Genomic DNA, 12,381 nt, shown 5'->3' on the forward strand with positions numbered 1-12,381 from the left:
GCAATTTAAAACAAGAGACTTCAGAATTTGAAGTCTCTTGTTTTAAATTGATTTAGTTGAAATTGCAAATGAAATAAAAAATAGACCCTATGGTCTATTTTTTATCTATCCACACTCTTTGTGTGGATATGTATGGTGCCGTGGAAGGGAATCGAACCCCCACGATGTTGCCATCGGCAGATTTTGAGTCTGCTGCGTCTGCCAGTTCCGCCACCACGGCTTGTTAAGCTACAAAAATAATATTAACATACAAGTGTTATTCTGTCAATAAAAAAATTAATAGAAAAAAATACAACTATAATTGAAGAAAAACCTTTGCTATAATAAAAACAACGTGGCTTATGTAAACTTTGTTTTTCTAAACCATCATTCAGTAGAAACCTATTCAATACTGGGTATTACTCTATCATCTACCCTCATCACTCTAGCCCTAACTTTTTTCTATAGTACATTTTTCTTTTATGAGGTTTTCCTATGGACATTTTTAGGGGCAGCTCCCATACTTTGTTTCATTACCTTAAGTCCTATGGTGCAGCGTTATTATATCCGTTTAATCAGAAAAAATATTCTTTAAATTTATGATCCAGTGATCATGTTATTATCCTTTTATAGTATATTATTTAGACCCAAAACACCATTGCAATAGGGGGTATGATAATGGTGGCTATAGGCTATCTAACCTATAGATGATGGGATAGATAAAGATTAGCAAAAAGACTAAAAATCATTTATGAAAAGGAATACGATATTAAAGCTATCAATATTATGCCTTCTGATTACAATCTTTTAAAGTGGGACTATTCAGTGAAAAAACACTATAGAAGTATACTGTAAAAAATCAGTAGATACCCACTGATTTTTTTGTGATAAAATAGATATATAACCCTAAGGAACAAAAAAATATATATTCCGTCTAATCAATAGAAGGAAGGGGAAGGAAGTGAGTTTTTTGCATCAACAAGAGGATGTTTTAATAGATAAGGCGAGGCAGGGTGATATTGAAAGCTTTGAACTGTTGATTAAGGCCTATCAACAAAGAGCATTTAACATAGCCTATCGCATACTGGGAAACCTCGAAGATGCCAATGATGTGACACAGGAAGCCCTTTTAAAGGTATACCGTTCCATTCATAATTTTAAAGGAAACAGTAGTTTTTCTACATGGCTATACTCCATTGTTAACAATGTATGTATAGACTTCCTACGAAAAAACAAAAAAGCAAAAGTCCTGTATATAGACAACCAGTATCAGGAAGAAGGCTATCAAAGAGAAATACCTGATGAAATAAATACTCCGGAGTGTTTATTTGAAAAAAAAGAAGTAAAAAAGATGATCCACGATGCCATCAACCAATTAAACCATGAACAGAGGACGATTATTGTTTTAAGAGATATTCAAGGCTTTAGCTATCAGGAGATAGCTGAAATTTTAAATGTTTCTGTAGGTACGGTTAAGTCAAGAATTAATCGGGGAAGAAGCAATCTTAAGCTATTAATAAATGAAAGACTCAAAGTAACTACTTGAAGGGAGGGATATAATGGACTGCAAAGAATTTGATTTATATGTATCATCCTATGTAGACAACTATCTTGATGAAAAAGAAAAACAGAATTTTGAAAGACATCTTCAACAATGTGAAAGCTGTAGAATGGAATATGAAAATTTTAAAATGGTCATAGACACTGTTAATGAAATAGAAGAAATACCCTTACCTAAAAACTTTACAGTTGAGTTAGGTAAACGTCTGAGGGAAGAAAGCATACCTAAAAAGAAAGAAACTATAGCTAAAAAATGGAAGTGGGCAGGAGGCATTGCTGCAGGATTAGCACTTGTGGTAATGTCAGCCAGTATATTGACTAATGTATCCTTTAGGGGATCTAACTCCTTCATGATGAAATCAGCAGACATGGCACCTAGGGAATCTGCTGCAGAATATGGCATGACAGCCTATGATGGAGGAGAAACTAGGGAACTCTTTGATATTCAAGGGGATGTTATAACTGAAGAAGAAATGGATAAGGAAAACAAGGCTATTCCCACAGGAGGGACGGGTTTCACCGCATCCCCTCCAAATGAAATGGAAAACCTAAAAATTGAAACCGCTAGGAAAATCATCCAAAAAGGAAGGATTTCCTTAGAAGTAGAAAACTTTGATGAGGTCCATGGAAAGGTACTGGAGTTAGTGAAAGAGTCAGGAGGCTATATACAGCTTAATGAAGTATATTATTACTCCATAAATCGTGAAAATCCAGAGGAATCCTTAAAAAGTGGCAATATGGAGCTGAGGATACCAAGCACTGGTTTTATGGAAATATTTGAAGACTTAAAATCACTAGGTGTTCCAATAGAGGAAAATACCTCTGGCATAGATATTACTGAAACCTATCGAGATATTGATAATCAAGTAGAGAACCTTAAGATTCAAGAGGAAAGATTGCGGGATATTTTACGAAGAGCAGATAGGGTGGAGGATTTGCTACAGGTAGAAAACGAACTAAATCGAATTAGAACCCAAATTAACTCTTTGTCTAGCACCCTTAAAAGCTACGATAACCTTGTAGCCCTTTCCACCATAGAGCTTAACATACGGCAGGTAAAGGATAAAAATGTGGCGATACAGCCCTTACAGGAAGGATTATGGAGTAGGGCAAAAAACAATTTTGTAAATTCCATTAATGGCATAATTAAATTGTTTGAAGCAGCGGTTGTTACGTTCTTTGGGATATTACCTGTGTTAGCTGTACTGGCTGTAATAGGTGGGCCTATGGGCTACGTCTCCTACAAAAAATGGATAAAGAAAAAGTAAGATTGAATGAGCTTCTAAATAGGAGCTCATTTTTTTGTGTCGGTTGTTAATACTAGTAACAAGTTTAATTATAATTTTACTATGTTGGTAATACGTGTTAAAATATTGATAAATACTGATAGAAGGGAAGAAAAAGATGAAAAAAGATCGCATTATTATTATAGACGGTAACAGTTTGATTAATAGGGCTTTTTATGCACTACCTCCACTGATGACAAAAGAAGGACACCATACCAATGCTATCTATGGCTTTATCACCATGCTTTTCAAGGTTATAGAGGAATATCAGCCTCAATATATTGGCGTTGCCTTTGATAAAAAGGCACCAACCTTTAGGCATAAGGAATTTAAGGAGTATAAAGCAGGTAGGAAAAAGATGCCACCAGAGCTAGGGGAACAAATGGAGCCTTTAAAAGAGGTTTTAGATGCTCTGCGGATTTATAGAATAGAGATAGAGGGCTTTGAGGCCGATGATTTAATAGGGACATTAGCAAAATACTGTGAAGCCAAAGGCTTTGAGAGTTTGATTGTAACAGGAGATAAAGATGCCCTACAGCTAGCATCACAAGATACGAAGATTCTTATCACAAAAAAAGGTATATCCAACCTAGAGATTTATGATGATAAAAAGGTATTGGAGGACTTTGAAGTAACACCATTACAATTTATAGATTTGAAGGGATTAATGGGGGACAAATCCGACAATATCCCTGGAGTTCCAGGGGTGGGAGAAAAAACTGCTGTTAAATTGATTAAAGAGTTTGGGTCAGTGGAAAATCTTATACAAAATACCCAACAGATTTCTGCTGCTAAGCTAAGGGAGAAAATTGAAGATAATAGGGAGCAAGCTATTTTAAGTAAAAGGCTAGCAACCATTGTAACTAATGTTCCAGTAGCAATGGAGATAGAGGAGTTAAAGGTAGAGGAATTTGATAGGGATAGATTGTTGGAGCTATTCAAGAAGTATGAGTTCAATAGCTTAATTAATAAAATTATTGGCAATGAAAAACGAGAAAATCAAGGGGAAGGAAAAGAACAGGAACAAAATGCAAATCTATGTATAGTAACAATATCACATAAAGAAGCTTTTGAAGAAATGATGAAAGAGATAAAAAAAGAAAAAACTATGGTTTTAAAATCTATAACAGAAGAAAAAAATATTGTAAAAAATAAAGTAATAGGACTAGCTATTGCTGTTGGAGAAAAAAATCAATATTACATAGACTTTAGTGATTATAAAGATGAAAATGAATTAATAGGCCTAGTAAAAAAACTGCTAGAAGATGATACTATTGAGAAAGTCAGTCATGATATAAAAAAAGAGTTACTCCATTTTTATCCCTATGGTATAGAGATAAAAAATATTGTTTTTGACACTATGATAGGAGAATACTTAATAGATCCTTCAAAATCCAGCTACTCTATAAAGGAATTAGCTGTTCAATATTTAGGTGAAAACCTATTGGATGAGGAAGATCTAAGGGGAACGGGAAAAAACAAACTAGAGATTGAAGCCATACCTAGAGAAAAACTACAAACCTATTTATGTCAACAGGTAAGAATAATCAATAAATTGACAAAGACTCTTGATGAAAAAATAAAAGAACTACAGCTTCTAGAGCTATATTACGAAATAGAACTTCCTTTAGCAGAGGTATTGGCCTCCATGGAGTTTAAAGGAATTCAAGTAGATAAGCATATGTTAGAGGATTTAAAAATAGAATTTAAAGAAAAGATTGACAATCTAACGGAGGAAATTTATAGGTTAGCAGAATCAACCTTCAACATTAATTCTCCAAAGCAATTAGGGGAAATATTGTTTGATAAGCTACAGCTTCCTCCTATCAAGAAAACCAAAACCGGATATTCTACAAATGTTGAGGTTTTAGAGAAGCTTTATGATAAGCACGATATCATACCTAAAATATTGGAATATAGACAGGTAACAAAAATAAAAACCACCTATATAGATGGGTTGTTGAACATTATGAACCCTATTACTGGGAGAATTCATTCCAATTTCAATCAAACTGTCACCACTACAGGAAGGATTTCCAGTACAGAACCTAACCTACAAAATATCCCCATAAAGTTAGAACTGGGAAGACAGCTTAGAAAGGTTTTTGGAGCTCAGCAGGATTATCAATTGATTGATGCCGATTATTCCCAGATAGAATTAAGGGTGTTAGCCCACATATCAGAGGATAAAAACCTATTAGAATCCTTTGTAAAGGATCAAGATGTCCATACTAGAACAGCATCAGAAATCTTTCAAGTACCTATGGAAGAGGTAACCTCTGCTATGAGAAGCAGCGCTAAGGCTGTAAACTTTGGCATTGTCTATGGTATCAGTGATTTTGGATTGGCTGAAAACTTAAATATTTCTAGATATAAAGCAAAACAATATATAGAAAGTTACTTAGAAAAATATGCTTCAGTACAAAAATATATGGAAGAGACAGTAAAAATAGCGAAGGAAAAAGGTTATGTATTAACATTGTTAAATCGAAGAAGATATTTGCCTGAAATTACTTCTAGAAATTTTAATATCCGTTCCTTTGGAGAAAGGGTTGCCATGAATACACCAATTCAAGGAAGTGCAGCAGACATTATAAAAATAGCCATGGTGAAGGTTTATAAACGATTAAAGGAAGGTAATTTTCAAGCCAATTTAATCCTACAGGTACATGATGAGTTAATCGTAGAATGTCCAAACTATGAATTAGAAACGGTATCTACTATTGTGAAGGAATGTATGGAGCAGGCTATGGATTTAAAGGTACCCTTAAAGGTGGATTTAGCCTATGGGCCCACTTGGTATGATGCAAAGTAAGGAGTCGTTAAGGAAATGAAAATTATTGGATTAACAGGAGGAATTGCCAGTGGCAAAACTACTGTATCAAAGATACTACAAAATTTAGGAGCCATCATTATAGATGCTGATAAGGTGGCTAGAGAAGTGGTTGAAGCTGGGAAACCAGCACTTCTGGATATAGTAGATTATTTTGGAGAAGAGGTTCTATGGTCTAATGGGGATTTGAATAGAAAGAAGTTAGGAACTATTGTTTTTAATAACCCTTATGCACTGGAAAAGCTTAATAGCATTACACATCCCCGAATCTTTGAAGAAATAAAAAAGAGAATAAATTACCTTAAACAAAATGACGATAATCCTGTTATAATAATAGATGCTGCCTTATTAATAGAAACGGAACTAAAGGATATGGTTGAAGAAATTTGGTTAGTTACAATTCCTAAAGCTTTGCAAAAGCAGAGATTGATGGAACGGGATGATTTAACTATAGATGAAGCCAATAACCGCATAGCGACACAACTGTCTATGGAAGAAAAGCTTCAGTATGCTGATAAACTCATTAATAATTCAGGAAGTCTACAGGAACTAGAAAAACAAGTGAAGGAATTATGGGGGATGATTCATAAGCGTTAATTTTGGAGGGGTTGTTTTGCTAATTATTTTTTCTAAAAAAATTATACAAATTCTAGTAACTATCATTTTAATTATCACAGTAATCGTTGCTCTTCAAAATGGAAAATGGTTGGGGAAGGTTGTTTACCCTTTTCATTATAAAGATATTGTTGAAATCTATGCTACGGAATATGAGGTAGATCCTTATTTAGTAGCAGCTATTATCCGGAATGAAAGCAAGTTCAATCCCTATGCCCTATCCCGTAGGGATGCTAAAGGCTTGATGCAAATAGCACCTATAACGGGGAATTGGGCTGCTGAAAGAATGTCTATTGAAGATTATAGGGAAGAAATGCTTTATAATCCAGACTTGAATATAAAAATAGGTTGTTGGTATTTGAATATACTTCACAGAGAATTTAATAACAACTTACAGCTAATTATTGCAGCCTACAATGCAGGAAACGGAAATGTAAGTAGGTGGTTAGAAAATCCTGAATACAGTAGAGATGGAAAAACTTTAGATGAGATACCTTTTGGAGAAACGAGAATTTATCTTAAAAAGGTACAACGGGACTATAGGATTTATACATGGCTCTATGGAAACTAGAACTTCAAATGGAAGATTCTTTAGGTTCCACGATTAGGGTAAATATATTATAATAAACAATATATAATTAATGAAAAACAATTGCAATTGCTTGTAGTAAAGGAGGGCACTTGGTGAAAAAAAGAAGACAACTGGTTGTAATATTTCTAATAATTTTATCCATATTTTTAACTGCTTGTAGTACAGAAGAAGTAGACCCTATTGAAGAAGAAGAAACAAAAGAAAATATCGAAAACTATGAACCAGCAGACGGAGGAACCCTAAATCTATCTGTAACAAGATTTAACACCTTCAATCCCCTCTTTAACAATAATTATAGTTTATTTCAACTACATCACTTAATTTATGAGGGATTGGTTACCTTTGATCCCAATATGGATATAAAGCCTAAATTAGCAATAGACTGGACTATTGCCCAAGATGGACAAAGCATTCAATTTACCCTTCGTGACGGAGTAACTTGGCATGATGGAAAACCCTTAACCGCGGAGGATGTTATATTCACTGTAAATTTAATTAAAGGCAATATAAGAAATGCTAAAGGCACTTCTATTTTCAGGACAAGTCTGCAGCAAATCTCTGATATCCGAGAAATAAAAGATGGCGTAATCAATGTCACATTTTCTAGCCCCTTTAGCAATGCTCTAGAGGTGATGACCTTTCCCATCCTACCAAAACATTTGTTTGAAGGAAATAATATTGAAAAGCTAAATAGCCCAAATTTTCCAATGGTGGGTACAGGTCCTTATCAATTAGATCAATATGAAACAATGCGTAAGATAAAGCTGACAAAGAATAAAAACTATTGGGGGCAAGTCCCCTATATACAAGATATAGAAGTAACCATTGTTCCAGACTTAGAAGCACAATTGTCTGTTTTTGAAAATGGTGATATCGATGTGGCACAGCCAATCTCCATTGATTGGGCAAAATACATGGAAAATAGGAATGTAAAGGTCTATGAATATGTTTCCAATAATTATGAGTTTTTAGGATTGAACTTTAGAAATTCTATACTTAGGGATAAGAATATAAGAAAAGCCATAGCCTATGGGATTGACCGTCATAAGCTTATCAACAATATATATTTAGGACACGGTACAGTGGTGGATGGCCCTATATATCCCTTATCATTGCTATATGATGAAGGAAGTTTACAGTATGGTTATAATAGGGATCAGGCTGAAGCACTACTACAGGAAAGTGGATATGAGCTTGATAGGGAAAACAACACCAGAAGCAATGGGAATGGAGATACCCTAAACTTTACTTTGATTTCTAATAAAAACAATGTTTTAAGAGAAAAAACTGTCTTTTTTATTGAAGATGAGCTTGAGGCTATAGGAATAAAAATAGATGTAGAACTTTTAGATTGGGAAGAACTGAATGAGAGAATTGCTAGGGGTAACTTTGATATTGTATTAGGAGGATGGGAATTAGCCTACCTACCAGATCTATCCTTTGCCTTTCATTCACGACAGTTAGGGGGCAGTAATTTTATTGCCTATAATAACGAAGAAATGGATGAATTATTAGAAGAAGCTTTTAGTGCTGCTGGGTTAACAGCAAAACAGCAGGCCTATAGCCAGTTACAAATCCATATTGCAGAAGAGCTACCCTATGTTAGTCTATTCTTCAAAAACGGTGCTATCGTTGTAAGGGATAAAGTAAAAGGAGAATTTAAACCAAGTCATTATAACCTTTTCTATGGTATAGAAGAATGGTATATTAACACAAAATAATTTTATAATCAATAAGGAGCTGCAGGATAAAAGTGGCTCCTTATAAAACCTTGAAGATGTTGATACAGGGAAAGATGTGGGACTATTGATGGTTGACATGGGAATATAAACGTATTATAATGTTATAGTATCAAAAAACACATTTCTTGCGGATGTGGTGGAACGGCAGACACGCTATCTTGTGATGACGTTACTTTATTGTTAGTTTCATTCGCTAAGTTTATGGACAACTTTAAATGCGGTAGTGGTGGAATCGGCAGACACGTAGTCTTGAGGGGGCTATGTCAATAGACGTAAGGGTTCAAATCCCTTCTACCGCACCAAAAATAATTCAACTACCTATTTATAAGGTAGTTTTTTATGTGCAAAATAACGTTCATATTTAGCCTTGTGCATCCTTTAATAGTGTAGAGGGTATAGAAGGTTGTATATGATGAAAATAGTAGTAGGTCTATTAAGAGTGTCATGAACGGTACTTCTAATATTCAGAACCCCCAAAATGGGCGAGATGAAATTAATATCATACTAGCAAATCGTGGCGAGTGAATATAAAACAATCCAGTTAGTAGAAAGTTTTGCTGGAACATGTAAATGTGGTGGGAGTTATAAGTTTGATGCTCCGGCAAGATGCCCTGAATGCAAATCAACAGATTTATACGATACTGGAGAGATAGAGTGTTTATATGATTAAATATCAGGTGAAGTTAAAGGTCACTATGAGAAAAATAGGTTTATCGACAAAGGCTGCGACAATCCATTTTAAAGGATTGATTAGATTACTTGTAAATGCTATAATAAATGTAAACTAAAGAAAAAAATACTATCTTAGGAGGTACATATGCTAAAGAAAGAGGATTTTTTATTTGAAGAAGTAAAAGATTCAGAAATATTTGCGGAATACTCGGATGGGTGTTCTGGTTCTAGATCAGACTGTTGCACTAGAGTATGTACAAGAAACAATGCTGTAGCGAGTGAAGAAGAATGGGGAAAATTTTTAGAAATTAATGCAGGTGTTGTACAATATTAGAATGAATAAAATAATATCTTCTGAATAATTTCAGAAGATATTTTCTTATATATTATAAAGGAAATATCCAGTAGAATAGTAAAAGAGGAATGTGATTATGTCAGATATGAAGATACCAGTTGTCAGGTTGAAAATGGTAAAGGAATATGACTTGAGTGCAGATAGAAATAAAGTTTATGGTATAGAAGAAGCTGCACCAATTTTTGAATCATTAATTGGTGGGTCTACTTTGGAAAGGCTAGCATTGTTGTGTATGGATGCTAATAACCATCCAATAAATGTTGCAGTACTAAATATAGGAAATAATAGAAATGTCGAAGTAGTTCCAAGTGAAATATTTAGAATTGCAATACTATCAAATGCTACATCCATTATAATTTGTCATAATCATCCTTCAGGAATATTAAAACCAAGTAAGTATGATATGCAGATCACGAAGAAAATTGGGCAGATAGCAAGTTTACTAAGCATACAATTGATAGACTCTTTGATTTTAGGTGACTTTGGAAAATGTCTTTCAATTAGAAGTGAGATAGGGAAAAAAGAAGGTGAGATTAATGATAAATGTTAATGAAATATATAAAATAAGAAATGGTGTAGATATATATTTAACTAATGATGAATTAATTACTTTTTACTTTATGAGTACAAGATTAAGAAAACAGTTTAGAGTTTCTAATTTAATAGTAAGACTAATTGAATTAATCGATGGAGATAAAAATATAAAAGATATACATAAATTACTAGAAAAAGAATTCGGAAAAGAAATAAATATAGATGAGTTAGTCAGTATTATTGAGAAGCTTTATACTTTGAATATTCTTAATAAAGTTGATAAAAAATCAGAGGAAATTACTGATGTATCTTTAGAAAGGTATAGTAGACAAACTGATTTTTTTTCGGATTTTTTAGTTGGGTATAACTTAGATATAGAAGCACAGAAACAATTAAGGGATTCTACTATTTTGGTATTTGGATGTGGGGCAATTGGCGGTAATATTGCTATACAATTGGCAATGTGCGGAGTAGAAAACTTTATTATATATGACTATGATGTAGTTGAGGCTTCTGATATATGTCGCCATGTTTATTTTAAAGAAAAATATATTGGCATGAAGAAAACAGATGCTATAGAAGACTATTTATTAGATATAAATAAAAATATAAATGTACAAAAAATCGATAACGTATTAACACCAGAAAGTAAAATAGAGGATCTAATAGATAAAGCAACTTTTGTTATCAATACGGCTGATGAGCCTTATATAGGATATACTTCAATGAAAATATCTAGGTATTGTACAACAATGAAAAAGGTTCACTTTATTGCAGGTGGATTTGATGCACACTTAGCAAGTACGGGAGAATTAATAATACCAGGCATTACACCTTGTGTTGATTGTTATGCTAAACACTTTAAGGAAGTGTTAAAGGGTTGGAAGCCTAAGAAGCATCCTGTAAAGGAAAGGTATTTAGAAATCGGCGGTTTATCGAGTATGTCTTTGTTTTCATCAAGTTATGCGGTTATAGAAATTATAAAATATATATGTAATCTAATAGATATAAAAAAGTATAGGAATACAAGAGGCGAGTTTTTATTTCATAATATGGAGATAAGCTATCTAAATGTAAGTAGAGATAAGGATTGTAAATCCTGTGGGGAGATTGTCTATGAATAAACCAAAGTTGAGATCATCAGTTTCAGTAGTTAAGCTAGATAATGGGTTGGTAGAATTTTTCCTTACAAACACTAGACAGCAAATAAGGATAAAACTTAATAATGAAAACATCTTACAATTAATCTTAGAGCTAGATGGATCATTAACTATAGATGAGATAATAAAAAAATATAATATGGATGAAGAAATTAAAGAGTATTTTATTAGTTTTATAAGTTATTTGGAAAGTAAAAGTATTATAAAGAATAATACAAATGTTTTAGAAGAAGACTATATTAAATTTAGAAGAGCGGTTAACTTTTTAGAAGATTTTTCTTCAGATAGTCAAGATTTATCAAGTATGTGGAACAATATCAAAAGCTTGCATGTAGTTGTAATTGGGTTAGGAGCTGTAGGTACATGGGTAAGTGCTCTTTTAATACAAAACGGTGTTAAAAATATTACAATAATGGACAATGATAGAGTAGAATTAAGCAATCTTCATAGACAGTTTGGTTTTACTGAATCTGACATAGGTTTATTAAAAACTGAAGCTATGCAAAAAAGATTGAAGGAGTTTTCTTCTGATATAAAAGTTAATAGAATAGATGCTTTTTTGGAAGAAGGTATACTAGAAAAGGTAATAGATAATAATATTGATTTAATAATTAATTGTGCAGACAAACCAAATGTTGATACTACTTCTATATGGGTTGGTCAGTATTGCATGAAACACAATATTCCTCACATAATAGGCGGAGGGTATAATTTACATATCTCTTTAATGGGACAAACTATAATTCCTTTTAAAAGTGCTTGTGTAAAATGCTTTGAAAAAGGATTAGAAGAGTTAAATAATATTGATACCACGAATTTAAAAAAGCTACCTGTCAAAAACAGAAAAATTGGAAGCTTCGGTCCTATGTGCTCCATGATTGCTAGTATGACTGCTATGGAAGCGATTAAGGTGTTAACGAAAAAGATTATCCCATCTAACCTAAATAGGAGAGGAGAATTTAACATTTATAGTATGGATGTGAACTATCACAATGTAGAAGTAGATAAAAATTGTGATTGGTGCGGTAAAGAAGGTATCTATACTTAATTATA

At 33.2% G+C, this 12,381-nt stretch carries 10 protein-coding genes and 2 tRNA genes; 11 read left to right on the forward strand and 1 reads right to left on the reverse strand.

Annotation, left to right across the window (positions count from 1 at the left end; translation table 11 throughout):
• Positions 1-133: 133 nt before the first annotated feature.
• Positions 134-220, reverse strand: a tRNA-Leu gene (locus tag BLS22_RS05280).
• Between the two features lie 720 nt (positions 221-940).
• Between BLS22_RS05280 and BLS22_RS05285 the strand changes: the two genes are divergently transcribed.
• The 11 genes from BLS22_RS05285 to BLS22_RS05335 all read left to right on the forward strand — a co-directional run bounded on the left by BLS22_RS05285 (position 941) and on the right by BLS22_RS05335 (position 12,376).
• Positions 941-1,525 (forward strand): RNA polymerase sigma factor, encoded by a 585-nt coding sequence (locus tag BLS22_RS05285; protein ID WP_090551363.1) that lies wholly within the window; start codon positions 941-943, stop codon positions 1,523-1,525.
• Between the two features lie 13 nt (positions 1,526-1,538).
• Positions 1,539-2,807 (forward strand): DUF4349 domain-containing protein, encoded by a 1,269-nt coding sequence (locus tag BLS22_RS05290; protein ID WP_090551650.1) that lies wholly within the window; start codon positions 1,539-1,541, stop codon positions 2,805-2,807.
• A 136-nt stretch (positions 2,808-2,943) separates the two neighbouring features.
• Positions 2,944-5,640 (forward strand): DNA polymerase I, encoded by a 2,697-nt coding sequence (polA, locus tag BLS22_RS05295; RefSeq protein WP_090551367.1) that lies wholly within the window; start codon positions 2,944-2,946, stop codon positions 5,638-5,640.
• A 15-nt stretch (positions 5,641-5,655) separates the two neighbouring features.
• Complete coding sequence (coaE, locus tag BLS22_RS05300; protein WP_090551370.1) at positions 5,656-6,255, forward strand: dephospho-CoA kinase; 600 nt, start codon at positions 5,656-5,658, stop codon at positions 6,253-6,255.
• Positions 6,256-6,271: 16 nt separating this feature from the next.
• Positions 6,272-6,844, forward strand: coding sequence for a lytic transglycosylase domain-containing protein (locus tag BLS22_RS05305; RefSeq protein WP_090551373.1), 573 nt, complete (start codon positions 6,272-6,274; stop codon positions 6,842-6,844).
• A gap of 113 nt (positions 6,845-6,957) precedes the next feature.
• Complete coding sequence (locus tag BLS22_RS05310) at positions 6,958-8,586, forward strand: peptide ABC transporter substrate-binding protein (protein WP_090551376.1); 1,629 nt, start codon at positions 6,958-6,960, stop codon at positions 8,584-8,586.
• A 238-nt stretch (positions 8,587-8,824) separates the two neighbouring features.
• A tRNA-Leu gene (locus tag BLS22_RS05315) sits at positions 8,825-8,909 on the forward strand.
• Positions 8,910-9,424: 515 nt separating this feature from the next.
• On the forward strand, positions 9,425-9,613 hold the full coding sequence (locus BLS22_RS05320; RefSeq protein WP_090551378.1) for a hypothetical protein: 189 nt from the start codon (positions 9,425-9,427) through the stop codon (positions 9,611-9,613).
• Positions 9,614-9,710: 97 nt separating this feature from the next.
• A complete protein-coding gene (locus BLS22_RS05325; RefSeq protein WP_090551381.1) occupies positions 9,711-10,184 on the forward strand; it encodes a JAB domain-containing protein in 474 nt (157 codons plus the stop codon).
• Positions 10,171-11,292 carry a HesA/MoeB/ThiF family protein gene (locus BLS22_RS05330; RefSeq protein ID WP_090551385.1) on the forward strand — a complete coding sequence of 374 codons (1,122 nt, stop codon included), beginning with the start codon at positions 10,171-10,173 and terminating at the stop codon, positions 11,290-11,292. The genes BLS22_RS05325 and BLS22_RS05330 overlap by 14 nt, the downstream gene beginning before the upstream one ends.
• A complete protein-coding gene (locus BLS22_RS05335) occupies positions 11,285-12,376 on the forward strand; it encodes a HesA/MoeB/ThiF family protein (RefSeq protein WP_090551389.1) in 1,092 nt (363 codons plus the stop codon). Before BLS22_RS05330 ends, BLS22_RS05335 begins: the two co-directional genes overlap by 8 nt.
• Positions 12,377-12,381: the final 5 nt, after the last annotated feature.

This window comes from Natronincola ferrireducens, assembly GCF_900100845.1.
Taxonomy (GTDB): Bacteria; Bacillota; Clostridia; order Peptostreptococcales; family Natronincolaceae; genus Natronincola_B; species Natronincola_B ferrireducens.

Coding starts and splice junctions, on each gene's coding strand:
- polA (WP_090551367.1), top strand. CDS start 2,944: ATGAAAAAAGATCGCATTATTATTATAGACGGTAACAGTTTGATTAAT.
- BLS22_RS05290 (WP_090551650.1), top strand. CDS start 1,539: ATGGACTGCAAAGAATTTGATTTATATGTATCATCCTATGTAGACAAC.
- BLS22_RS05330 (WP_090551385.1), top strand. CDS start 10,171: ATGATAAATGTTAATGAAATATATAAAATAAGAAATGGTGTAGATATA.
- BLS22_RS05325 (WP_090551381.1), top strand. CDS start 9,711: ATGTCAGATATGAAGATACCAGTTGTCAGGTTGAAAATGGTAAAGGAA.
- BLS22_RS05335 (WP_090551389.1), top strand. CDS start 11,285: ATGAATAAACCAAAGTTGAGATCATCAGTTTCAGTAGTTAAGCTAGAT.
- coaE (WP_090551370.1), top strand. CDS start 5,656: ATGAAAATTATTGGATTAACAGGAGGAATTGCCAGTGGCAAAACTACT.
- BLS22_RS05320 (WP_090551378.1), top strand. CDS start 9,425: ATGCTAAAGAAAGAGGATTTTTTATTTGAAGAAGTAAAAGATTCAGAA.